This is a genomic window from bacterium (genome assembly GCA_037128595.1).
Lineage (GTDB): Bacteria > Verrucomicrobiota > Kiritimatiellia > CAIKKV01 > CAITUY01 > JAABPW01.
Window position 1 is genome coordinate 83,818 of sequence record JBAXWB010000015.1, and the last position, 21,867, is coordinate 105,684.

Sequence of the window (21,867 nt, forward strand, 5' to 3'; positions counted from 1 at the left end):
ACTCTTCATCTTTTCTGGATTCTGAATCCTGAATCCTGTATCCTCACCCCTTGACCATGAACATTCACAATACATTGACGCAACAATCGGAAGAGGTCGTGCCGCTTGAGGGAAAGACTCTTCGCCTCTATACCTGCGGTCCCACCGTTTATAACTACGCGCATATCGGCAACTTCCGGGCCTATATCTTCGAGGACCTTCTTCGCCGTTGCATCAAGTACTCCGGCTTCAAGGTGGTGCAGGTGATGAACCTGACTGATGTGGATGACAAGACAATTGCAGGGGCCATCAAGGCCGGCGTGTCGCTTGACGTCTTCACCAAGCCCTTTAAAGCCGCCTTTTTTGAGGATTTGAAGGCGTTGAACATAGAGCCCGCAGAACACTACCCTGCCGCCACCGACCATGTGCCTGAGATGATCGCCATGATCCGGAAGCTCATGGATAAGGGCCATGCCTATCAGTCGGAAGATGGCTCCATCTATTTCAGTGTATCCAGTTTTCCCGGCTATGGAAAATTGGCCCATCTGGACATGGCCGGGTTACGCCCCGGCGCCCGAGTTCATCAGGATGAGTACGAGAAAGAGAATGTGGCCGATTTTGCCCTTTGGAAAGCCTGGGATGAAAAAGATGGCGACGTGGTATGGGAGGCCCCTTGGGGCCGCGGCCGGCCTGGATGGCACATTGAATGTTCCGCCATGGCGACCAAATACCTGGGCGAGAGCTTTGATATGCACACGGGCGGGGTGGATAATATCTTCCCGCATCATGAGGATGAAATCGCCCAGAGTGAAGGGGCCAGTGGCAAGCCGTACGTGAGGTATTGGTTGCATTGCGCCCATCTGGTGGTGGATGGCCGGAAAATGTCCAAGTCGCTTGGGAACTTTTACACCCTGAGGGATGTCATTTCCCGCGGGTTTTTGGGGCGTGAAGTCCGCTATGTCCTGATGGCAGGGCATTACCGGCAGTCTCTGAATTTCTCATTCGATGCCCTGACGGCCGCCCGCAGTGCCTTGCAGCGTCTGGACGAATTCCAGGATCGCCTCAAATCGGTGGTGGCCGACGTTACTAGCAGAAGCGAAGTGCCGGACTGGGCGTCGATCATGAAGACAAAATTTGATGCCGGCCTGGCTGATGATCTGAATATTTCGGAGTCGTTGGGGGCCTTGTTCGATCTGGTTCATGCCGGGAACCGCGCCATGGACGCTAAAACCCTTGCGCCCGCACAGGCGGCGACCGTGCTCAATGTGTTGGCTGAATTTGATGCGGTCCTTGGGTTTCTGGCAAAGCCGGCTGACGTTATTCCCCAGGAAGCCCTTGACCTGCTCGAACTCCGGCAGCAGGCGCGGCAGTCGAAAAACTGGCCTGAGGCGGATCGCGTGCGTCAAGAGCTGGCGGCTTTGGGGTGGATCATTCAGGATACCCCGCAAGGACCGAAATTGAAGAAGAAATAGGGCGGATTTGATTCGAACATCCAACATCCAACATTGAACATTCAACATTGAACATCGAACAAAGAAGCCCCTTGGCCCGTTTAGGGCATGCATCAGTAGTCAAACTGGTCCCCAATGGACGTTCGATGTTGGATGTTGAATGTTCGATGTTCGTTTCATTATTTTGAGTGTTTCGTTATGACTGATAAAGGCAAATTCATAACTTTCGAAGGCCCTGAGGGTGGTGGGAAGTCGACCCACATCAAGCGCCTTGCGGAACGGTTAAAAGAGCTGGGTCATGAGGTTTTACTGACGCGTGAACCGGGCGGCACCCCAACGGGCGAGACCATCCGGGGGATCCTTCAGCATGAGCAGTCAGGGGAAAATATCTGTCCGGAGACGGAGCTCCTGCTGTTTGAGGCCAGTCGAGCCCAGTTGGTGCGGACCGTTATTCTGCCGGCCCTTCAGCGGGGCACCTGGGTCTTGTGTGACCGGTTTATTGATTCGACCACCGCCTATCAGGGGTATGGGCGCGGATTTGACCTTGAGACCATCGGTTTCCTCAATACCTATGCGGTGGGGCCCTGTGTTCCTGATCTGACCCTTGTCATGGACGTGGATATGAAAACCAGCCGGGAGCGGTTGTTGCAGCGTAATCTGGCACAGAATACCACGAGTGATCGCATTGAGCGCGAGGCGATTGAGTTCCATGAGCGGGTGCATCACGGGTTCCTTGAGTTGGCAAAGCGCTCGCCGGAACGCATCAAAGTGGTGAATGCCATGCGGGAGCAGGACGCTGTTGCCGCTGACATCTGGACGATAGTTCAATCTTCAGCGCAAGCTGACTCGGAGCGAAAAAGAATTTGAACAGAAGCACGCAAAGCACGCAAACATGAAGACTGAAACTCCAGTCTCGATGGCCTTGGCCTCCTTTGATGGCGCTGTCCGGATGGGGCGGGTGGGGCAGGCCTATCTGGTGATCGGGAATCTCCGTGAAGAGGCGCTTCCCTTTGCCGAGGCCGCGTTGCAGCAGTTGTTTTGCCAGGAGATGGTAAAGCCTTGCGGGGCCTGTCCGGCGTGCCAGCAGATCCGTGACCACAAACATGTCGATGTGGTGTGGATTGAGCCGGAAAAGAAATCCCGGGTGGTGGGGGTCGACCGCATTCGGGACCTGCAGAGGGTGATTTACCAGACCTCCTATAGCGGCGGGTGGAAGGCCGTGGTGTTTGTCGGAGCCGACCGTATTGGGGAAGAGGCCGCAAATTCCTTCCTGAAAACCCTTGAGGAGCCGCCGGCCCGTTGCATTTTCTTCCTGCTGACCGACACGCCTCAAGCGATTCTACCCACCATTTTATCCCGTTGCCAGCGGGTGCTCCTGTCGTCTGAGTCAGAGCTCCTGGCGGAACCCTGGCGCGGGGTCTTGCTGGAGATCCTGACGACGCCATTAGGTGGCGGGTTGATGGGGCGGTTAACCCGTTCCAGCCGGCTTGAAAAACTTCTTTCGGATATCAAGAAACTGGTCGAGAAAGAGGAAAAGAAGCGTTATCAGGAAGAACAGGACGCTCTCCGCAATCCGGATGAAAAGGTCAAGGCCACGAAGGCCAAGGATGCGGTGCTGGAGGCGCGGATAGAGGCCCGGTTTCGCGGGTTGCGCGCCATGGTCTTGCGTGCCATGCTGTTCTGGTATCGGGATCTCCTGGTGTCCGTGACCGCGCCCGGGGCGGATGCGGCGGCGTTGCGGTATCCCGATCAGGTGGCGAGGTTGGCGGCGCTCGCCCAAGGGTTGTCCTATGCGGATGCGGTAGGGAATGTACGCGCGATCGAGTCGATGCAGCGTCAGTTTGATCGCAACCTCCCTGCCGGGATTGTACTGTCGGGAGCCGTCAATAGTTTGAGTGCCTAAAATGGAGGGCGCCGCTCTGTCGGCGCCGGAAGAGGTTTTGACAGCTCGTGCTTCGTAGCGAAGGAAGTTTTCGCTGACTTCGCAGAGTAGCAAGCAAAACCCTCCATGAAAGAAAGCAGATTTGTGTATAGAGAGCTTATTATCCATCTTGAAGATGATTCGCTGGTAAATGCCATTTGCCAGGGGGATTTGGCTATTCACCAGGGTGATCTTTGCATCATCGAGTGTAATCGGGTCCCGGAGGCCGGACAGATGGTCAAGATGATGGACCATGATGGCGAGATGCCGGCCAAAGGGACCGTGCCCTTTGTGCTGCGACGAGCCACGCTTCAGGATCACTCGCGGGCCGATGAAAACCGGGTGGTTGGGCGGATGGCACTCAAGACTGTACATAAGAGGGTGGAAGAGTATAAACTGCCACTGCATGTAGTACAGGTCCGCTACAGTTTTGACCGGTCGGTGTTGCATGTGACGTTTACGTCCGAGGACCGGGTTGAATACGGGGAATGTGTCAAGGCGCTGGCGGGTGAATTGCGTGTGCGGATTGAAATGAAGTCGATCGGGGTCCGCGATGCCGCCAAGCTGGTTGGCGGCATGGGGGTATGTGGGCGTGCCTTGTGCTGCAAAACGTGGATGCAGGACTTTAACGTGGTGACGGTGAAAATGGCCAAGGCCCAGCGTCTGGCGCTGAATCCGGGTGCCATCAGCGGGACCTGCGGCAGGCTGAAGTGCTGTCTAAAGCATGAGTATGAGGACTATAAGCAGGCGGGGGATAAATTCCCTAAAGATGGGAGCCGGGTGGCGTGTGGTGACAGCTGTGGCTGTATTTGGGATAAAGATATCCTCAAAGAACGGGTAAAGGTTCGGATGGATGATGGGCGCATTCTGGACTGTGCGCTGGCGGAAGTGTCGCCGATCCTCCCGAAACAGGAAAAAGGCGGATGAAAATTTTAGTATTAAACGGGCCGAATCTCGGGTTACTGGGCACGCGCGAGCCTGGCATCTACGGCACCCTGACGCTGGCGGACATGATGAAGCGGCTGGAGGCGCATGGACGTGACAAGGGGGTTGAGATCGACTGGTATCAGAGTGATCTGGAGGGCGAGTTGGTGTCGCGCATTGGTGCGAGCAGGGGAAAATATGATGGTATCCTCATGAATCCCGCCGCCTATACCCATACCAGCGTGGCGATCCGTGATGCGCTTCAGGCGGTGTCGGTGCCCTGTGTGGAGGTGCACCTGTCGAACATTCATGCCCGGGAGCCCTTTCGTCATACCAGTCTTACGGCCGCCGTGTGCGTGGGGCAGATTCTGGGGTTTGGGCCCATGAGTTATCTGCTGGGGCTGGATGCCCTGGTGGACCATTTAATTCAGAAAAAGGAAGCACTATGAAGCCGGTACAGCTGGTTGTGGTCGGGTCGATCGGGTTGGATACCATTGAAACGCCCCATGCGAAAAAGGTTGAGATCCTGGGCGGGTCAGTGAGCTATGCCTGTGCCAGTGCCTCGTTTTTCACGCCCACGGGGATGGTGGGTGTGGTGGGGGCCGATTTTCCTGAACCGTGTGTCGATATCTATCGTCAATTCGGCATTGATTTGAACGGGCTCCAGAAGAGTCATGGAAAAACTTTTCGATGGTCCGGCATTTACGAGCAGGACATGAATAACCGCCGGACCCTGGCCACGGAACTCAATGTGCTTGAGACCTTCATGCCGGAATTGCCGGATGACTATACCCGTGCGCCCTTTCTGTTTCTCGCCAACATCGCGCCTCAGTTGCAGTTGCATGTGCTGTCCCAGGTCAAGTCTCCGAAATTTGTGGCGGCGGATACCATGGATCTCTGGATCAATATTGCCCTCACCTCGTTGCGTGATGTGATTTCCGCGGTAGACCTTCTGACCTTGAATGAATCTGAAGCCCGTCTTCTGGCCGGGGAAAACAATCTGGTCAAGGCGGCCAAGAAAATTCTGGGCTGGGGTCCCAAATATGTCATCATCAAAAAGGGTGAGCATGGGGCGATGCTGTTTTCGGCCACCGGCATTTTCGTGGTGCCCGCCTATCCCCTTGAGATTGTGCATGACCCCACGGGGGCAGGGGATACGTTTGCCGGGGGCTTGATGGGGGCCTTGAGCGAACGGGGCGAGGTCAGTGAAGCGGCGATTTGCAAGGCGATGGGGTATGGGAGCGTAGTGGCGTCCTTCGGGGTCGAGGATTTCAGTCTGGAACGGTTGCAGACGTTGTCCCGCCGTGAGATCAATCATCGGTTTGCCGCCTTTAAACGACTCACCCATTTTGATGCCGTGGATGCAGGATGATTGAATCATGAGTGAAACCCAGGAAGCCAAAATCCCGATTTCCGTCATCCGGCGCTTGCCGAAATACCTGATGATGGCAAAGCAATTGCATGCGGACGGCGTGGAATGGGTGTCCTCGGATGCGCTGGCGGAGGCCCTTGCCTTGACGTCCTCGACCGTGCGGCAGGATATTTCGCACATCGATTTCCAGGGGATTTCAAAAAAAGGCTATTCAACGGCCGGGTTGGAGTCGGTATTGACGCTGACCCTGGGCGCGGATCAGGAGAGTGTCTGCGTGGTGATTGGCGCGGGAAACCTGGGGCGGGCCTTGGCGACGCATGAGGAGTTTGCCCGGCAGGGTTTCAGGATTTGCGAAGTATTTGACAATAACCCGGCGGTCATTGGTGAGACGATCGGCCGGTTTGTCGTTCGGGATGTGAGTGAGTTACCCAGTGTCGTGGAGGTCCAGAAGGCGGAGATTGGCATCGTCGCGGTGCCCCATGACGCGGCCCAGTCTGTGGCCGACCGCTTGTGCAAGGCCGGCATTCGCGGGGTGTTGAATTTGACTACCGCCCATATCTCGGTCCCTGCCGGTGTGGCCCTGGTGGATGCCCGGATCATTGCCAGTTTACGGGAACTGGCCTATGTGTTGAAGGTCAACGAACGGAATGATCTAAAATGAGTGCGCCTGAAACCAACCTTCCGCCCCCTTCTGATGCCCGATTGTCGCAGCGGGAACGATTGGAAATGGCCGGACTGGTGGCGGGGCAGATTGCTCATGACTTCAATAATTTATTGACCCCGTTGCTCGCCTACCCTGACATGATCCGGCAGGAAGTAAAGGGGAATACCGCTGCTAACGAGTATCTCTCGATCATAGAAAAAACAGCGGATGAGATGCAGGCGTTAACCCAAAAATTGCTGTCTTTGGCGCGCCGCGGCCGGGTCAGTAAAGAAGTGTTTTGCCTGAATGATGTCATTGTGCAGCTCATCGAGGACTTGCCGACTACTCTTCCCTCGGGCATCACGGTCAAGGTTGAGTTGGCCGATAATCTTCTTGGTATCAGCGGAAGTCGTGAACAGATGTATCGCGTTCTTGAGAATCTTTGCCAGAATGCGGCGGAGGCGATGGGTGCGGCCGGCGTGTTGACCATTAAGACGGAAAATGTGTACCTGGAATCTCCGGTTGGCGCCTATGGGTCTATATCCGTCGGGGAATACGTGAAGGTCTCCCTGCTGGATACGGGGGCCGGGATCCCCGAGGACCTCCGCGCGAAAATATTCGACCCCTTTTTTACGACCAAGCGGGCAAACAAAAAACGGGGTTCAGGGCTGGGGCTGAGCATTGTCTACGGGGTCGTTTCCGATCATCGCGGGTATGTTGATTTTGACAGCACAATGGGGCAGGGCACTTCCTTCTATCTGTATTTGCCCATATCCAGGGATGTGTCACCCAATGGCGTGGTGAGCAGTTTGCCGAAGGGTTCAGAGCGTGTTCTGGTGGTGGATGATGATCCCTCCCAAGTGTTTGTCCTGCTCAATATGCTCAAGGTGTTGGGGTATTCCGGCACGGGGGCGGCGAGTGGCGAAGAAGCCCTGGCGTTGACCAAGGAACAGCGATTCGATCTGATCATTTTGGATATGGTTATGGATAAGGGGATGGATGGATTGGCCACCTACCTTGAGATCCGGAAAGCCGATCCGGTCCAGCGCATTATTTTGATGTCGGGTTATTCCAAAGCCGCGCGGCAGATTGTCAAGGCACAGCGGTTTGGCACGGGAACCTATCTGCGCAAGCCCCTGACACTTGAACGGGTGGCTGGAGCCGTGCGCTCGGAACTGGATCAACCGGTGACCGGATTGAGCCCCCGTGTGGCACCCCGGATCCTGATTGCGGATGATGAACAGATGATCCGTAAACTTTTCGGAATGATTATCACGTCTGAATTTCCGGAGGCGCTGATTGACCAGGCCATGGATGGGAAGGAAGCCGTGGAGGCGTTCGCGGAGGGCTGCCATGACCTGGTGATCATGGACTTGCAGATGCCGGACCAGGATGGGCGTGAATCATTTTTCGAAATTTTGAAAGTATGTCAGAAAAACCAGTGGGCGATCCCTCCGATCATCTTCTGTACGGGGTTCACGCCATCTGAATCGTTGGCAGAAATTATCAAGGACAGTTCAATTCATTGCCTGCTCCGGAAACCGGTTAAAGCGGAGTCGCTTCTGGAAGCCGTTCGTATACGCCTTCAGAAATAACCATGGATGTCATGACGTCAGTATCGGGCATGCAACAGTATGCCTTGAATGAAAAACGGAAAGGCCGGACGCTCGGGCTTGTCCCTACGATGGGGTATCTTCACGAGGGGCATTTGTCATTGGTCGCCCTGGCACGTGAACGTGCGGAGGTGGTGATCCTCAGTATTTTTGTCAATCCGATCCAATTTCTTCCTGGTGAGGACCTGGCCAGCTATCCCCGTGACTTTGAGCGGGATCGGGCCTTATGCGTCAAGGCTGGAGTGGATTGTATTTTTCATCCTGCCCCGGCGGAAATGTATGCGGCGGATCATAGCGTATTTATTGAAGAAACTGCCCTGTCAACCGTGCTGTGCGGAGCAAGCCGGCCGGGTCATTTCCGGGGAGTCACCTCGGTTGTGGCGAAATTATTCAACATTACCCGACCCGACGTCGCGGTTTTCGGACAAAAAGATGCCCAGCAATGCCGTGTGATTCAGCGGTTGGTACGGGATTTGAATATCCCCGTGGAAATTGTGGTGGGGCCGATCGTGCGAGAACCCGATGGTCTGGCCATGAGTTCCCGCAACAAATACCTCTCACCCGGTGATCGGCGGCAGGCCCTGTGTTTGCGGCGGTCACTGGATGTCGCGGAGGCATTGGTTCGGGACGGGGAACGGTCGGTGCCCGAACTCAAGGCCGCCGTCCTCGCGATCCTGGGAGGGGTGCCCGGCTTGGTGATTGATTATGTGGCCTTTGTGGATAATGAAACCCTTCAGCCCGTCTCAGGGTTACAGCGACCGGTGCTGATGGCGCTGGCCGTGCGAATCGGCGGCACCCGCCTGATTGATAACACCATTCTGTGCGCCTGATTACCGTTTCAGGCGATCGGTCTGGTTGGTGGAGTCTGTATCGGCGGCGGCGCTGGTCTCATTGGTCAAAATCGAATCTTCTTCATTCCCGTAATCAGGTGCCTTGATGAATTTGGGGACAGCCAGGGCGGCCAGCAGCAATACCACCGCTAGAATGATCAGTACATCTGCGAACGATAACCCACTGCGGCTATTCATAAATTTCTCCATATGATGTTGAGAAGGCGTCTGCCAATCCCCAAAAACCACTTTAGTCGACGGGTGCTTCAGCGTCAATCAGGTTAGACACCCTTTTTTGGAACGAACAGCGGTTGGCCACCAGCCCCTGGCTCTGGAAAAGCAGGCAGAAATCAGTTTCTTCATCCGAGGCCGGGATATAAGGGTCAACTTCCGCGTAGCGTGGATCCCCGCGCCAAACGCGCTGCATCGTCAGGAAATAATCATTATGATCCGTGCAGAGATGGATTTTTCCATGCGGAGCGAGCGCTTGGGTGATGGCCTCCACAAAGGGGAGGGCGACAAGCCGGCGGATATGATGGCGTCGTTTCGGCCAGGGATCGGGAAAGTAGACGTAAAATGTACTGACGGATTCAGCCGGCAGGGCGGCGACGGTGCGCAGGGCTTCGCCATGGATCAGTCGGATATTGGCGAGGTTACCGGTGACGGCTCTCCGGTCGATTTTCCGGAGACGGAGCAGGGATAGGTCGATACCCAGGAAATTCAAATGCGGGCAATGAGTCGCCCGACCGATCAGAAAGCGGCCCCGGCCACAGCCCACATCGACTTCCAGCGGCTGCGGGACCTCATAGAGTGACCGTGCGGGGATCAGGGTGTCCTGGGCGGGTGGGGGGACGAGGAACGTGTCATGAAACGTCCGGTTGGTGATGCGTTCCCTTACCATATTTACACTAAAGATTCGGATTCAGGGGTTGAGACGGGGTCAGGTTCGCCCAAAAAGCCGGGCAAAGAACCCCGGACGGTTGACCCGGTTCATGGCCTGCTCGATATAATTGAGGGCGAAAAGCTGGAATTTTGTGCCGGAAGTCTGATTGAAGTGCCGGGCTGCGTCAGTTAAGCCTTCCTTTCCGGCTTCGATATAGCGGTTCAGGGTGGCGGTTTCCTGGGTGCGTTTTTTGGCGAGTGAGGTCAGCAGGGGCATAAACGTTTGAACCAGACGCGTTTTCGCCTCCCAGTCATTCCGTTTACAGGCCTCCACATCCCGTTCGATGGCCTTCTCGCGCGTGGCTTCCGGGGTGGCGTAATCATTCTGATTCAGATTTAATGAAATTTTCACGCCGCAATCTCCTTCATCGTTTCGATAGTGAGCAGAACAAGGGGGTAACTAACCACATCAGCCTCCGGGTTACAAGTGAGGAGTGAAGTGGCGGGTGTAAACAAAGAGTCCCAGCAGGCACAGGCCGAAAAGACAGAGGTCGACGATCAGGGTGACGTCAGTCAGGAGCGTTTTTTCAGGGCGTCCCCCGCCTTCTTTCCGGTAAACCAGATCGAGATATCGGAATATTCCAAACATGACAAAAGGGATGGTGATGGCCAGCAGGGGGGTCCCGAACTTATGTGCGGTTTCCGGGGAGAGCGTGTAAATGGAATACGAGACAATGGTCGTGGCGCTCACAATCGCAATCAGTTGATCCAGAAGCTTGGTGTCGTAAAACTCAAGGCTGGCCCGGTGGGCTCCTGCCGCTTCATCCAGCAGCAGTTTCTCATGGCGCCGCTTGCACAGGGCAAGAAAGAGGGCCAGCAGAAAGGCGCAGACCAGGAGCCAGGGAGAGATGGGGATCGGAACCGGCATGGCCAGTCCGCCGCCCGCCGCCCGCAACACAAAACCGAGCGCAATGATGAAAATATCTACCAGTGCAATTCGCTTGAGCCAGAATGTGTACATGAACTGGAGGCCGATATAGAGGCTCAAAATAAGGCCAAACGGGATGGAAATCCAGAAGGCGCCCCCCAAGGCGGTGATCAGCAGAACGGCAGAAATACCGGTGATCAGCGGGATGGATACGCGACCGGCCGCAATCGCCCGATACTTCTTCGCCGGGTGGACCTGGTCGGCCTTCAGATCACTTAAATCATTGATGATGTAAATCCCGCTGGAGGCAAAGCAGAAGAACAGGCAGGCGAGCAGCACCTGATAGAAGGACGATAGCGGCACGGAGAGGGTTTTGTCGCCCAGCGCGAAGAAAAACGCGGCGAAAACAACGACATTCTTGGTCCATTGGTTCGGGCGAAGCGCTGAGAGGATGTCCCGGGGTCGGTTCATCATGCGGGCCTGGGCGGAGGCGGAGTGTTCCGTTTCGGGGAGCGGCGAAGGCCGCTCTTGACCCAGAGCAGGCCTACCATGGTGAGCGCCTCCCTGAAAATGCCGCCGCTCATTTTTGAATATCCCGTCCGCCGGTCTTCAAAGGTAATGGGGATTTCTTTGACCCTGAAGCCCTCCAGCCAGGCCGCATGGGTCATTTCAATCTGGAAGGAATACCCGTTGGACTTCACCTTATCCAGATTAATGGCTTCCAGTACCTGGCGCCGGAAGCATTTGAAGCCCCCGGTGGGATCCTCAAAGGGCATGCCGGTCAGGAGGCGCACATATAACGCCCCGCCCATGCTTAACAAGAGGCGGCTGAGGGGCCAGTTGGTGATGCGAATCCCGTTGATATAACGTGAGCCCAACACCAAGTCCGCCTGTTCGGCCGCCTTGAGGAAATTGGGGATTTCACGGGGGCTATGCGAGTGATCGGCGTCCATTTCAAAGATAAATTCATAGGGCCGCTTGAGCGCCCATTGGAACCCTTCAATATACGCGCGCCCCAGCCCGGATTTCCCGGGCTGATGCAGGACCGAGATGCGGGCGTCGGCGGCCGCCAGGGTGTCCAGAATGGCGCCCGTCCCGTCAGGGGAGTTGGCGTCAACAAACAGGATGTCAACCGCAGGGGCAATTTCCAATATGGACTTGGATAGCGGTCCGACATTTTCTTTCTCATCATAGGTCGGGATAATGATCAGGACATGGTTCATCGCACTCTCCTTGCTTGCTTAAGACCGGTAATTCGGTGCTTCCTTCATGATTTTGACATCATGAGGGTGCGCTTCCGTCACGCCGGCCGTGGACACGCGAATAAATCGACCCTTCATTTTGAATTCGTCAATCGTGCGACAGCCGCAATACCCCATGGAGGCCCGGAGTCCTCCGCAATATTGAATCATCACTTTGCGGACTGAGCCGGAGTAAGGGATGATTCCTTCAATTCCTTGAGGGACCAATTCATCCTCGCGAATATTGCTCTGGCCGTATCGTTCCCGGCTGGCACTGCCTTCCCGCATGGCAGCCAGGCTGCCCATCCCCCTGTACACCACATACTGGCGGCCCTGATGAATAATCTTTTCGCCCGGACTTTCATCTGTGCCTGCAAACAGGGAGCCGGCCATGATGGTGTCGGCGCCGGCGACGATCGCTTTGGGGACATCTCCCGAATGCCGGATACCCCCATCCGCTATGATGGGGATGGCGCCTTTCAAGGCCTTGGCGCAATCGTAGATTGCTGAGATCTGGGGGATGCCGACGCCGGCGACCACGCGGGTGGTGCAGATCGAGCCGGGGCCGATCCCCACTTTGACCGCATCCGCTCCTGCGGCAAGGAGGGCCGCAGCGGCCTCCCCGGTGGCAATATTTCCCGCCACCACATCAATGCCGGGGTGATTCTGTTTCACCCACTTGACCATATCAATGACGCCCTTGGTGTGGCCGTGTGCCGTGTCCACCACGACCACATCCACTTCTTCCTTGGCAAGAATGGCCACGCGTTCCTGATCGTTGGGTCCGATGGCGGCACCTACCCGCAGGCGGTAACGCGAGTCCCGGTTGTAAAGGGGTTCAACGTTTTCAACCAAAGTCCGAACATCACAAAAACTGTAAAGCCCCGCCAGTTTCCCGTCTTTATCGACCAGGGGCAATTTGCCGATCCGGTGTTTTTTCATCAGCCGGTAGGCCTCTTGCAGTGACGTATCTGAGGGGGCTGAGATGACGTGGGCGGTCATGACCTCGGTGACGCGGGCTTTATTGTCATTGGCGAATTTGATGTCGGCGGCGGTCAAAATGCCGACCACCCGGTCATTGTCATCAAGAATGGGGAACCCGCTGAAGGTGAAGCCCTTCTGTTCCTTGGTCTTCTGGACGGTCTCCAGGGTATCCGAGGCGCGGAACACGATGGGCGCCCGGATCAAGCCGTTCAGGTAGTGCTTGACGCGCGCGGCATGATCGGCCTGGCGTTTGGGTGACAGGTTCTTGTGAATGATCCCGATGCCTCCCATGAGGGCCATGGCAATGGCCATGGGACTTTCTGTAACGGTATCCATCGCGGCACTGGCAAAGGGCATGTTGAGGGTGATGTTGCGTGTCAGGCGGCTACGGATATCCGCTTGTTCGGGGAGGAAATCGGCATACTGCGTGATCAGGGAGACGTCATCAAACGTCAATCCTTCCAGAGGGAATTTCTCCATAAATGACTGCACAAAAGCATTCAGGCTCATGAGGTGATCTCCGTACGTTCTGTTGAATGTGTTGCCGTTTGAGTATGGATTCAAACAGAGCGGGCGTCAAGTGGTTTCCCCTTGTGTACCGGCTTGCATTTTGACCGGTCTTCGGGCAGGTTATCTCCACGTATGCTGATTATCGTGGAGTCCCCAACCAAGGCCAGAAAAATCCAGTCGATCCTGGGGGTGAAGACCCTGTCGACCGTCGGGCACTTCAAGGACCTTCCGGATTCCCTCATCGGGGTTGATCTGCAGACCTATGAGCCGACGTTTGTCTATCACGAGAAGAAAAAGCATCTACCCGAAGAGTTGCGGAAAGCCGCCAAAGGGGAGACGGTAATGCTGGCAGGTGACCCGGATCGGGAGGGGTATGCCATCAGCTGTCATATTTATGAGGAGGTCAAATCGGTGGCCAAGGCCTGCCTCCGGATGGAAATCTATGAGGTGACGGCGAAAGGGCTTAAAGACTCCCTGGCGAAAGCGGTCCCTTTTGAACAGACGAATGCCGGGCTCTACCATGCGTTTCTCGGGCGTAGAATCGGCGATCGCCTGGTGGGCTATATCCTTTCCCCGATTGCCAGCAGGAGCCTGCATAATAAGTATAGCGTGGGGCGGGTCCAGTCACCGGCGGTCCGGTTGGTGGTCGACCGCGAACGGGAGATCCGGAACTTTTCATCTTCTTTATACTGGCTCCTGAATATCCAGCTCAATAAAGACGGGACCTCATTCCTGGCCTATCATGTGAAGGGGAAATTTGAAACGCAGTCCGATGCCGCCGCACTCATCAGCCGGATCGCGGGCGAAACGCATGCAACGGCCAATAAAGTCGAGAAGAAAGAGACCAAGCAGGCGGCCAAGCCCCCGTTTACGACCGTTGATTTGCAGGCCGCGGCGGCCTCCCGGCTGAAATACACCCCAGAACAGACCATGAAGCTGGCGCAGGCCCTGTTTGACCATGGGTTGATTACGTATCACCGTACGGATTCGGTCAGGATGGATGAAGCGTTTATTGCGGAAATCCGCAAATTTCTGGAGCAGGCGGTGGGCGTCGAGTATCTCCCGGCCAAACCGAATCAGCACAAATCCAAAAATTCTCAGGCAGAGGCCCATGAGGGGATTCGCCCCACCCATATGCATGCGACGGCCGAATGCGCGGATCGGATCGCCCGGGAACAGCTTTCGCCTGAACATGTCCGGCTTTACGAATTGATTTTCCTGCGGGCCGTCGCCAGCCAGATGGCGCCGGCCCGCTATGATTCCACGCTGTTACTGTTTGATGTGGCGGGCGAAACCTTCAAGGCAACCGGACGGGTCCTGAAATTTGACGGCTTTCTCAAGGTCTATGCGGATGGCGAGGAAGACAAGGAGAAGGACGGGAAGGGGACTGAAGAAAAACTGCAGACGCTTCCTGCGTTGACCGTCGGGGAACGGGTGGCCAAGGAGCGGGAAAGCCTGGAAGAGAAAAAAACCAAGCCCCCCGGGCGGTTCACCCTGGGATCGCTGGTGAAGGAACTGGAACGTCTGGGGATCGGGCGCCCCTCCACCTACGCGGCGATCACCAAAAATATTTCTGACCGCGGGTATGTGAAAGAGGAAAAGGGCAAAGTCGTGCCCTTGCTGCCCGGGGAAACGTTGATCGATTTCCTGCGGGCCAAACACTCCTGGGTCATCGATTATGAATTAACCAGCCGGATGGAGGCGGTTCTGGACCGGGTGGTGGAAAATCAGGAAACCTGGCAGCGGTTCTGTAAAGGCGTTCATAACAAAATGGGCTTTGTCGTGCCCCCGGCCCGGGCGATCGCGGGCGGCCCCAGTGAGGCGCAACTCAAGTATGCCGCCCACCTGGCCGCCAGGAGCCGCCTTACCATCCCTGAGGAGACCCTCAAGAGCGGGCGGGCCCTATCCGTCTGGATTTCAGAGCAAATCAAGCCTACCGGTAATTAAACAGGTCAGTCAGCACATACTGCCGCTCTGAGGTCTTGTTCAGCGCGTTCAGGATTTTGAGTTTGACGTTGGTTGTCAAGCGCCGCCCTTTGCACGCCCGCGCCACCATTTTAAAGGTAATCGGTTCGGTTGACTGGGCGATCAAATCATGGCGTGTCAGGCCGCGTTCCGCCATAATGGCCGCAAGGGGTTGTTCACCTAAATTGAGATTCTTTTCAATATCCATGATTTACCTGCTATTCTTCGTTGTCATTGCTGTTGCCCGTGTTTATAGCACAATTGACAGGCTAGGTCTGCCTCGATATAAACAGGGCTCATTTTGGTAAGTTCGGGTTGAGGAGTGAAGTGCTATGCCGACATATGAGTACGAGTGCAAGAAATGCGGAAAGTTCGATCTTTACCAGGGGATTAAAGACGAAAAGCTGAAACGGTGCCCGACCTGTAAGCGGGCGGTGAAGCGGCTGATGGGATCCGGGGCCGGAATTATTTTCAAGGGGTCGGGGTTCTACCAGACGGACTACCGTAGCTCCAGCTATAACAGCGGGGCAAAGGCTGACTCCGGGGCCAGTGCTTCGCCGACGCCCAGTCCGACGCCCAGTTCGTCCCCAACTCCGAGTGCCAAACCCAGTGCCGGTGAAAAGAAATAATCCCCAAACAGTCTGAATAACCTGCATCCCGGAGGATGCTGCCGGAGCGGTTTTATGGCTATTAAAATTCAATGTGCGACCTGTGGGTTTCAAAATGAGCTCGGACGGATTTTTTGCGCCCAATGTGGTCAAAAACTCGATCTGCGTGATACCTCGATGGAGGAGCTTGAAGACCGGCGTGAGTTTGAGCTTGGGAAATGGATCCGCCGGGGGCTTACCGGTATCGTGCTGCTGGCCGTATTCGTCCTGTTAGCGCTTGCCTTCTGGCCGGTTCCGCCGACCCCGGTGTTCATGGAAGCGGCCGGTTCCCGGCAGGTGCCCGTCAAACTGGGTGCGGTTCTGCGGGCCCTTTCCTACAATCGCCCCATGACGCTTGATTTTCAGGAGGGGGAGTTGAACGGGTTTCTGGTCGAGCGGGCCAGAGTCCGGCATCTCAAGGCCTTGACCATCGACCTCAAGCCGGGGGCCTTTGAGCTTTATGCCTCTTTTACCTGGACCCCTGCCACCAATCCGGCCTTTCTGGCAAAAGTAAGCCTTCCGGTTACCCTGTGCCTCAGAGGCGGCTTTCAAGGGGGGGTCTTCATGCCTGAAAACGGGCACCTCGGGCATTTACCCCTTCCGGGCAAGACGTTAGCGCTGTCGACCGGATTCTTTGCCTCGATCTTGCCCGACATTGTGAATGAGAAAAGGGTGATTGATGCCCTCCGGACGGTGGCGATAGAAGAACGACGGGCCGATTTGACCTTGGTTCCGGTGGGGAATTAAATGATCGGACCGGGCCGCTTTCTTTCGATGGGTTTATTACTGTTGAGTTTTCTCGCCCCTCTCCCTCCCCCTGCCGTTGCGGGTACCAATGCGACCGTCCGTCTGGTCTTTGCGGGTGACTGGGTGCGGGAATTCGGGGAGGTTACCCCGGAAATGATTGAGACGTTGCGTGCCGAGCTTTGGTTGCAGGTATCCCCCTCACGTCCGGACGGGGCTGAACGGTTGCTGTTGAGCCCGCAGGAGGTGATCGTCGCGCGCAGGAAGTATCCCGAAATCACCACGTTGGCGGGTAACAAAATGGTGGGCATTCAGAGATTGACGCTTGGAACGGCGCCCGAGTTTGTGGAGGTGGGCCGGAACTATGTGCTCTTTTATGAGGGAGTGGCGCACGGTGCCTGGGGCCTGGTGTTAAGCCGGCGTCTCAGGCAGGCGGAGGCCGCCATGAAGAAACTGACCCGGCAAACGCTCTCCCGTAAAGTGTATATCGATGAGTATGAAAAGACGATGACCGGGGAGCGGGATCAGCCGGCTGGACTGGTCGAGGAGAAGGCGATTCCCGGACTTGAGAAAAGCCGTATAGAGTCGTATCTTGACGAAGCGGAGAAAAGATTTGATACGCCTTGAGTCTGAAAAGAGAAAGAGATTGAACACAAAGGGACATCATATGGCAGCTCGAAAAACAACACGAAAAACGACCGTTGGTGCAATTGACTCATCTGTTTTGGACTTCACGGCGGGAAGCGACCTGCAGTTGGATTTAGCGCTGGTGCAGGCCGATTGCGTCGGGTCCGCCGCGCATGCCACAATGCTGGCCCGCATGCCGGTACGCCCCCGAATCATCACCGAGTCCGAGCGGCGTTCCGTGATCCGTGAACTGGCGGCCATTATGCAGCGTGCGGCCAACGGGCAGTTTTCCATTTCCATGGATGACCAGGATGTGCATCTGGCCGTGGAACGGATCTTGACGGCGAAGCTGGGGGATCTTGGAAAGAAAATTCACACGGGCCGGAGCCGGAATGATCAGGTGGCCCTGGATTTGCGTTTATTTGCACGCGAGCAACTGATTGGGCTCGTGGGCGAAGTGCTGACGCTGGCCGGCGCGCTGGTGCAATTCGCCCACCGTCATGTGGCGGTCCCCATGGTGGGCCGGACCCATATGCAGCCGGCCATGCCGAGTTCCGTGGGGTTATGGGCCTCCGCCCATGCGGAGAGCCTGTTGGATGATGTGTCACTCCTGATGGGGGTGTACGAGTTGAATGACCAGTGTCCGCTTGGATCAGCGGCAAGTTATGGCGTGCCCCTCCCGGTGGACCGTGAGTTGACGTCCCAGCTGCTGGGTTTCAGCCGGCCGGTGCATAACGTACTCTATGCGAACAATGCCAGGGGCAAAATCGAGTCCTTGATCCTCCAGGCCATGGTTCAGGTGATGCTGTCCCTTTCCCGGATGGCGCAGGACCTGATGCTGTACACCATGCCCGAGTTCGGTTATTTCACGCTGCCGGTCGAATACGGAACCGGGAGCAGCATTATGCCCCAGAAGAACAATCCCGACGTGGTCGAATTGGTCCGCGCCCGGGTGGCGCGGGTGATGGCCTGTGAAATGGCGGTGCTCGATATCGCCCGTGGGTTGCCCAGCGGGTATAACCGCGACTTGCAGGAAACCAAGGGGCCCTTCATGGAGGGCATTTCCATCACGCGTGGATGTCTGGCCATTCTGCCCCAGATGATTGAGCGGATGGAGGTCAACCGGGAGGCCCTGTTGAAAGGCTTTACGCCGGGGGTGTTTGCCACGGATCGCGCCCTCGAGCTGGTCGGCCAGGGCATGCCCTTCCGGGATGCCTATCATTACATCAAAGCCAATTTGAATGAGCTTGAAACGATGGATCCCGGTGAGTCGATCCGGAAGAAGACGCACCTCGGCGCGCCGATGGGATTGGACTTCGGATGGTATCAAGCCCGGATTAAAGCGGGCCAGGAGTGGAAGCAGGCCGAGTGGACGGATCATTGCCGCGCGGTTTCCAAACTGATGGGAATTAAATATCCCATCTCGTGAGGAGCCCGATGTCTACTGAAGTTGCTGATTTTAGTCATCTTGATCCCGATACCGTGATCAATGCGGTGGAGGATGCGCTTCAGGTGCGTTGCAGCAACCTCTGTCGGCCTCTCAATAGCTATATCAACCGGGTGTATGAGGTGGGGCTGGATGCCGGAGGATTTCTGATTGTGAAATTCTACCGGCCGGGCCGGTGGAGTTATGATGCCCTGCAGGATGAGCTGGATTTCCTGAAGGAACTGGCGGCGGCGGAGCTACCCGTGGTGCCGCCGATCCCCGGGGCGGATGGTCAGTTGCTCCACAAGATAGGGGACACCTGGTTCGCGGTGTTCCCGAAACGGGGCGGGCGCCCCCTGGATGAGCCTTCACCGGAAGACTGGGTGCAGTTGGGGCGGCTGATAGGCCGGATGCACGTCATCGGCAGCAACCGGACGCCGCGTGACCGGCTCCTGCTTCATCCCCAACGCTCCACCCTGGCGCACTTGGATTTTATTCTGCGCTCGGGTACGTTGCCCGCCCAGTACCGGCGCGCCTATGAGGAGTGTGTTGTTTCCCTGGTAAAGGAGATCACGCCCCTCTTTGAGGGTGTGGAGACCCTGCGGTTGCATGCCGATTGCCATAGGGGGAACATCCTGTTCCGGCCCGGGGAGGGCTATCATCTGCTGGATTTCGATGATATGGCGGTCGGACCTGCCGTTCAGGATCTCTGGATGATTCTGCCGGATCGGCTTCCCCGCGCCCGGGGTGAGCTGGATTTATTGCTCGACGGCTATGAGACGTTCCGGAATTTCCCCTATGAAACGCTGAAGCTGATCGAGCCCCTGAGGGCCATGCATTTCATCCATTTCACCGCTTGGTGTGCCCGTCAGAAGGCGGATGGAGGATTTGCCCGCCTGTCACCTGACTGGGGCAGTCAGGCGTTCTGGCGGCAGGAACTGGCCGAGTTGGAGAAACAGCGGCACGAAATTGAAGCGGGGATCGAGTGAGCGTTATCAGAAGTGGAACGTAACGCTCGCACCCATTCCCGTATTGTCAAACTGCTCGAAGCCCAACTTGATGCCAACGTTTGCGGAGGGGTTCAGTTGCAAGCCCCCGATCACGCCGAATAACTGGCTCTCTGATTGATCTCCGAAAGACATGGAGGAGAAGGCGGGCCCGACGTAAAAACCCACCCGATTCCATGATCCCGGTTTTTCGGGTTTAGAATAGAAGCTCATCGTCAAGGAGGAGAAAATTTCCGACAGATTGTCAGATGAGTTTCCTGAATCCACCGTGGTATTGCGGAAATAGGAATTCAGGTCAAGGCCCACCCAGTACTGATCCGTATCATTCCAGGGTTCCAGCACAAGGTAATCCAGCAGGCGAATCAGTCCGCCCACTTGCCATTCCGCATTGTAATCGCTGTTTTCAGAGTTCAGGTTCTGGTTACCGAGTTTCACATCAGCCCCGCCCAAGCCACCGTATAACGTCAGCCATTTGGTGGCATCAAAGCCAATGGTAGCCGCCATGTGATTGACTTCCAAATCACTGCCTGCGAAGCCATTATCGTATTCCATGCCGCGCTTTTGCTGCTCCACACCCACCCCGACGCTGAAAAGCCGGGGGCCGCCATTGTGCGGGGTATCATAAAGCTTTGTGGAGTCGCCGTTAAAGAGCGCGCCTTGATAGGCTGAGCCGTCTGCGCCGGATGCGAACGTATAGGTGCTAACCATGGCCGCAGCCAGAAACGTCAGTATGTATGCGTAGGTTTTCATAGGACGGGATACTAGCGGTTAAAACGGGGTGGTTTCAAGGTGTTTTTTGGTGAGGGGTGAATTAATTTTTAGGTCGTTATTCCCCGAAACGGATGGGCGCGAAGAATTCGGGCATGTGAAAGTTCAGCTCTTCCCCGATCGGCGCCCAGGAACCCCAGTGCGGGTGGGAGGTTTTATCGCCGCATTTGTAGAAATTCGCCGTCCAGGTTTGTCCGGCAAGAGGCCCTAGTGGCCCGGTGCAGGATTCAATCAGGGCGAGAGGTAGGGCATAGGCCAGATGCCATAGACAGGGGGCGGTCAGTTCGGGTTCCACGACGTCCGGCAGGCTGTGATGGCAGCGGATTTGGGCCAGCCAGCTCACATCGAGCTGGGTAAATTTCTCAAATCCCCCCGGGACGCGGCGATGGTTCTCAACATAGGAGCATAAAAACGTGCCCCCCCCATTGACTTCAACGTTCAGGTACCCGCCGTCCGGTTTGGGTTTAAAGAAAAATTCAACACAACTGTCCGTGCATACCGGGCCTTGGGGCTGGGTGATCACGCTCCGGACGTATCGGTCATCCACTTGAAAGTGGACATAAATATGGGCGTCATCATAGAGCAGCCGTGCTTGAACACCGGGGCGGTGGTCGGAACCCCGCGGGTGGAAGGATTCAACTTTCAAGGTTTCCGCCTGGCTCCAGAGGGCATCATTCCAGTTTCCGCTCAGTTCCGGGGCCTGTTTGGTTTTACGAATAGTGTAGGTCATCGTGTTATGGCTTTCGTTCTGAATTCCGACTTCTGAATGCTGGCATTCACTGCCAATGTACAAAGATTTTTTCCGCGAGGATTCGATCCACGGTGAATTGGCTTTGTCCGATTTCAAAGATGTACGATGGGAAGAGCCGGATCAGGCAGACGTCGGAGCCGGGCAGGATGCCCATGGCCATCAATTTCTGGATCTCGCGGTTATCCCGCGTGCTCAGGTAGGCGACCACCCCCCGCTGGCCGGCGCGTCCGTCGCAGAGGGGACCCACTTCCTGCACACGATCCTCTGCGGCTTTGAGGCAGCAGTTCCCGCGCGGGATGGGATGGCCGTCGGGGCAGGTCAGGGGATGCCCGAGCAGGGTACAGATTTTGTCTTCCAGTCCCGGGCGTAAAATATGCTCAAACTGGCAGGCGTCTTCCTCGGCTTCTTCCCCGGTGACCTGCAGGACATCCTTGAGCAGGCATTCCGCAAGACGGTGCCGGCGCACGACGTCGCGGCCTCCTTGCAGGCCGCTTTCCGTGAGGGTGGGCTGGCCGGCCGTGAGGGTAATCAGCCCGGCCGCTACCGCAGCCTTCAGCGTGTCGTCAGTGGCTGGACGCGGCGGACGTGTGTGGCGCTCGTGCTGGAGATACAGATCCTCAAGGACTTCCTCAATCCGGGGGTCATTCATGATTT

25 protein-coding genes are annotated in these 21,867 nt (G+C 56.4%); 15 read left to right on the forward strand and 10 right to left on the reverse strand.

The features are described 5' to 3' along the window. Positions 1 to 56 precede the first annotated feature (56 nt). From cysS to panC, 9 genes are all read left to right on the forward strand, one after another. Complete coding sequence (gene cysS, locus WCS52_10760; protein ID MEI6167665.1) at positions 57 to 1,451, forward strand: cysteine--tRNA ligase; 1,395 nt, start codon at positions 57 to 59, stop codon at positions 1,449 to 1,451. A 177-nt stretch (positions 1,452 to 1,628) separates the two neighbouring features. Further along, entirely contained in the window at positions 1,629 to 2,297 is a 669-nt protein-coding gene (gene tmk / locus WCS52_10765) for a dTMP kinase (protein MEI6167666.1), read from the forward strand. A gap of 25 nt (positions 2,298 to 2,322) precedes the next feature. After that, complete coding sequence (locus WCS52_10770; protein ID MEI6167667.1) at positions 2,323 to 3,333, forward strand: DNA polymerase III subunit; 1,011 nt, start codon at positions 2,323 to 2,325, stop codon at positions 3,331 to 3,333. Positions 3,334 to 3,438: 105 nt separating this feature from the next. Further along, complete coding sequence (ricT, locus tag WCS52_10775; protein ID MEI6167668.1) at positions 3,439 to 4,278, forward strand: regulatory iron-sulfur-containing complex subunit RicT; 840 nt, start codon at positions 3,439 to 3,441, stop codon at positions 4,276 to 4,278. Further along, on the forward strand, positions 4,275 to 4,724 hold the full coding sequence (gene aroQ / locus WCS52_10780; GenBank protein ID MEI6167669.1) for a type II 3-dehydroquinate dehydratase: 450 nt from the start codon (positions 4,275 to 4,277) through the stop codon (positions 4,722 to 4,724). The genes ricT and aroQ overlap by 4 nt, the downstream gene beginning before the upstream one ends. Further along, the gene (locus WCS52_10785; GenBank protein MEI6167670.1) at positions 4,721 to 5,647 is read left to right on the forward strand and encodes a PfkB family carbohydrate kinase; all 927 of its coding nucleotides are present in this window, start codon (positions 4,721 to 4,723) and stop codon (positions 5,645 to 5,647) included. Before aroQ ends, WCS52_10785 begins: the two co-directional genes overlap by 4 nt. A 7-nt stretch (positions 5,648 to 5,654) precedes the next feature. Next, positions 5,655 to 6,308, forward strand: coding sequence for a redox-sensing transcriptional repressor Rex (locus tag WCS52_10790; GenBank protein MEI6167671.1), 654 nt, complete (start codon positions 5,655 to 5,657; stop codon positions 6,306 to 6,308). Beyond that, entirely contained in the window at positions 6,305 to 7,885 is a 1,581-nt protein-coding gene (locus tag WCS52_10795) for a response regulator (GenBank protein ID MEI6167672.1), read from the forward strand. Before WCS52_10790 ends, WCS52_10795 begins: the two co-directional genes overlap by 4 nt. A 2-nt stretch (positions 7,886 to 7,887) precedes the next feature. Next, positions 7,888 to 8,733 carry a pantoate--beta-alanine ligase gene (panC, locus tag WCS52_10800; GenBank protein MEI6167673.1) on the forward strand — a complete coding sequence of 282 codons (846 nt, stop codon included), beginning with the start codon at positions 7,888 to 7,890 and terminating at the stop codon, positions 8,731 to 8,733. Here panC and WCS52_10805 read toward each other — a convergent pair whose 3' ends face one another. The 6 genes from WCS52_10805 to guaB all read right to left on the reverse strand — a co-directional run bounded on the left by WCS52_10805 (position 8,734) and on the right by guaB (position 13,278). Continuing rightward, positions 8,734 to 8,931 carry a hypothetical protein gene (locus tag WCS52_10805; GenBank protein ID MEI6167674.1) on the reverse strand — a complete coding sequence of 66 codons (198 nt, stop codon included), beginning with the start codon at positions 8,929 to 8,931 and terminating at the stop codon, positions 8,734 to 8,736. It abuts the gene before it with no gap. Between the two features lie 52 nt (positions 8,932 to 8,983). After that, on the reverse strand, positions 8,984 to 9,634 hold the full coding sequence (locus WCS52_10810; GenBank protein ID MEI6167675.1) for a methyltransferase domain-containing protein: 651 nt from the start codon (positions 9,632 to 9,634) through the stop codon (positions 8,984 to 8,986). Positions 9,635 to 9,673: 39 nt separating this feature from the next. Next, positions 9,674 to 10,027, reverse strand: coding sequence for a hypothetical protein (locus tag WCS52_10815; protein MEI6167676.1), 354 nt, complete (start codon positions 10,025 to 10,027; stop codon positions 9,674 to 9,676). A gap of 69 nt (positions 10,028 to 10,096) precedes the next feature. Further along, a complete protein-coding gene (locus tag WCS52_10820; protein MEI6167677.1) occupies positions 10,097 to 11,017 on the reverse strand; it encodes a decaprenyl-phosphate phosphoribosyltransferase in 921 nt (306 codons plus the stop codon). Then, a complete protein-coding gene (locus WCS52_10825; GenBank protein ID MEI6167678.1) occupies positions 11,014 to 11,766 on the reverse strand; it encodes a polyprenol monophosphomannose synthase in 753 nt (250 codons plus the stop codon). The genes WCS52_10820 and WCS52_10825 overlap by 4 nt, the downstream gene beginning before the upstream one ends. Before the next feature lie 18 nt (positions 11,767 to 11,784). After that, the gene (gene guaB / locus WCS52_10830) at positions 11,785 to 13,278 is read right to left on the reverse strand and encodes an IMP dehydrogenase (GenBank protein MEI6167679.1); all 1,494 of its coding nucleotides are present in this window, start codon (positions 13,276 to 13,278) and stop codon (positions 11,785 to 11,787) included. A gap of 132 nt (positions 13,279 to 13,410) precedes the next feature. Between guaB and topA the strand changes: the two genes are divergently transcribed. Further along, positions 13,411 to 15,225, forward strand: a complete 1,815-nt coding sequence (topA, locus tag WCS52_10835) for a type I DNA topoisomerase (GenBank protein MEI6167680.1) — start codon at positions 13,411 to 13,413, stop codon at positions 15,223 to 15,225. Here topA and WCS52_10840 read toward each other — a convergent pair. After that, the gene (locus WCS52_10840) at positions 15,212 to 15,451 is read right to left on the reverse strand and encodes a hypothetical protein (GenBank protein ID MEI6167681.1); all 240 of its coding nucleotides are present in this window, start codon (positions 15,449 to 15,451) and stop codon (positions 15,212 to 15,214) included. The genes topA and WCS52_10840 overlap by 14 nt on opposite strands. A 124-nt stretch (positions 15,452 to 15,575) precedes the next feature. Here WCS52_10840 and WCS52_10845 point away from each other — a divergent pair, with 124 nt between their 5' ends. Genes WCS52_10845 through WCS52_10865 form a run of 5 tightly spaced genes read left to right on the forward strand, consistent with a single transcriptional unit; the run spans position 15,576 to position 19,676 of the window. Next, on the forward strand, positions 15,576 to 15,872 hold the full coding sequence (locus tag WCS52_10845; protein ID MEI6167682.1) for an FmdB family zinc ribbon protein: 297 nt from the start codon (positions 15,576 to 15,578) through the stop codon (positions 15,870 to 15,872). A 54-nt stretch (positions 15,873 to 15,926) separates the two neighbouring features. Further along, the gene (locus tag WCS52_10850; protein MEI6167683.1) at positions 15,927 to 16,637 is read left to right on the forward strand and encodes a zinc ribbon domain-containing protein; all 711 of its coding nucleotides are present in this window, start codon (positions 15,927 to 15,929) and stop codon (positions 16,635 to 16,637) included. Next, entirely contained in the window at positions 16,638 to 17,261 is a 624-nt protein-coding gene (locus WCS52_10855) for a hypothetical protein (GenBank protein ID MEI6167684.1), read from the forward strand. A 40-nt stretch (positions 17,262 to 17,301) separates the two neighbouring features. Continuing rightward, on the forward strand, positions 17,302 to 18,690 hold the full coding sequence (gene argH / locus WCS52_10860) for an argininosuccinate lyase (protein MEI6167685.1): 1,389 nt from the start codon (positions 17,302 to 17,304) through the stop codon (positions 18,688 to 18,690). Positions 18,691 to 18,698: 8 nt separating this feature from the next. Next, positions 18,699 to 19,676 carry a serine/threonine protein kinase gene (locus WCS52_10865; GenBank protein MEI6167686.1) on the forward strand — a complete coding sequence of 326 codons (978 nt, stop codon included), beginning with the start codon at positions 18,699 to 18,701 and terminating at the stop codon, positions 19,674 to 19,676. Between the two features lie 6 nt (positions 19,677 to 19,682). Here the strand turns inward: WCS52_10865 and WCS52_10870 are convergent, their stop codons facing one another. From WCS52_10870 to WCS52_10880, 3 genes are all read right to left on the reverse strand, one after another. Next, positions 19,683 to 20,444 carry a hypothetical protein gene (locus WCS52_10870; protein ID MEI6167687.1) on the reverse strand — a complete coding sequence of 254 codons (762 nt, stop codon included), beginning with the start codon at positions 20,442 to 20,444 and terminating at the stop codon, positions 19,683 to 19,685. 76 nt (positions 20,445 to 20,520) lie between these two features. Next, positions 20,521 to 21,192, reverse strand: a complete 672-nt coding sequence (locus WCS52_10875) for a carbohydrate-binding family 9-like protein (protein MEI6167688.1) — start codon at positions 21,190 to 21,192, stop codon at positions 20,521 to 20,523. A 46-nt stretch (positions 21,193 to 21,238) separates the two neighbouring features. Continuing rightward, the gene (locus WCS52_10880; protein MEI6167689.1) at positions 21,239 to 21,862 is read right to left on the reverse strand and encodes a metal-dependent transcriptional regulator; all 624 of its coding nucleotides are present in this window, start codon (positions 21,860 to 21,862) and stop codon (positions 21,239 to 21,241) included. Between the last annotated feature and the right edge of the window lie 5 nt (positions 21,863 to 21,867).

Bases quoted from the DNA above. Each gene is read 5' to 3' on its own strand.
- cysS (MEI6167665.1), top strand. From the start codon at position 57: ATGAACATTCACAATACATTGACGCAACAATCGGAAGAGGTCGTGCCG.
- tmk (MEI6167666.1), top strand. From the start codon at position 1,629: ATGACTGATAAAGGCAAATTCATAACTTTCGAAGGCCCTGAGGGTGGT.
- WCS52_10770 (MEI6167667.1), top strand. From the start codon at position 2,323: ATGAAGACTGAAACTCCAGTCTCGATGGCCTTGGCCTCCTTTGATGGC.
- ricT (MEI6167668.1), top strand. From the start codon at position 3,439: ATGAAAGAAAGCAGATTTGTGTATAGAGAGCTTATTATCCATCTTGAA.
- aroQ (MEI6167669.1), top strand. From the start codon at position 4,275: ATGAAAATTTTAGTATTAAACGGGCCGAATCTCGGGTTACTGGGCACG.
- WCS52_10785 (MEI6167670.1), top strand. From the start codon at position 4,721: ATGAAGCCGGTACAGCTGGTTGTGGTCGGGTCGATCGGGTTGGATACC.
- WCS52_10790 (MEI6167671.1), top strand. From the start codon at position 5,655: ATGAGTGAAACCCAGGAAGCCAAAATCCCGATTTCCGTCATCCGGCGC.
- WCS52_10795 (MEI6167672.1), top strand. From the start codon at position 6,305: ATGAGTGCGCCTGAAACCAACCTTCCGCCCCCTTCTGATGCCCGATTG.
- panC (MEI6167673.1), top strand. From the start codon at position 7,888: ATGGATGTCATGACGTCAGTATCGGGCATGCAACAGTATGCCTTGAAT.
- WCS52_10805 (MEI6167674.1), bottom strand. From the start codon at position 8,931: ATGAATAGCCGCAGTGGGTTATCGTTCGCAGATGTACTGATCATTCTA.
- WCS52_10810 (MEI6167675.1), bottom strand. From the start codon at position 9,634: ATGGTAAGGGAACGCATCACCAACCGGACGTTTCATGACACGTTCCTC.
- WCS52_10820 (MEI6167677.1), bottom strand. From the start codon at position 11,017: ATGATGAACCGACCCCGGGACATCCTCTCAGCGCTTCGCCCGAACCAA.
- WCS52_10825 (MEI6167678.1), bottom strand. From the start codon at position 11,766: ATGAACCATGTCCTGATCATTATCCCGACCTATGATGAGAAAGAAAAT.
- guaB (MEI6167679.1), bottom strand. From the start codon at position 13,278: ATGAGCCTGAATGCTTTTGTGCAGTCATTTATGGAGAAATTCCCTCTG.
- topA (MEI6167680.1), top strand. From the start codon at position 13,411: ATGCTGATTATCGTGGAGTCCCCAACCAAGGCCAGAAAAATCCAGTCG.
- WCS52_10840 (MEI6167681.1), bottom strand. From the start codon at position 15,451: ATGGATATTGAAAAGAATCTCAATTTAGGTGAACAACCCCTTGCGGCC.
- WCS52_10845 (MEI6167682.1), top strand. From the start codon at position 15,576: ATGCCGACATATGAGTACGAGTGCAAGAAATGCGGAAAGTTCGATCTT.
- WCS52_10850 (MEI6167683.1), top strand. From the start codon at position 15,927: ATGGCTATTAAAATTCAATGTGCGACCTGTGGGTTTCAAAATGAGCTC.
- WCS52_10855 (MEI6167684.1), top strand. From the start codon at position 16,638: ATGATCGGACCGGGCCGCTTTCTTTCGATGGGTTTATTACTGTTGAGT.
- argH (MEI6167685.1), top strand. From the start codon at position 17,302: ATGGCAGCTCGAAAAACAACACGAAAAACGACCGTTGGTGCAATTGAC.
- WCS52_10865 (MEI6167686.1), top strand. From the start codon at position 18,699: ATGTCTACTGAAGTTGCTGATTTTAGTCATCTTGATCCCGATACCGTG.
- WCS52_10870 (MEI6167687.1), bottom strand. From the start codon at position 20,444: ATGAAAACCTACGCATACATACTGACGTTTCTGGCTGCGGCCATGGTT.
- WCS52_10875 (MEI6167688.1), bottom strand. From the start codon at position 21,192: ATGACCTACACTATTCGTAAAACCAAACAGGCCCCGGAACTGAGCGGA.
- WCS52_10880 (MEI6167689.1), bottom strand. From the start codon at position 21,862: ATGAATGACCCCCGGATTGAGGAAGTCCTTGAGGATCTGTATCTCCAG.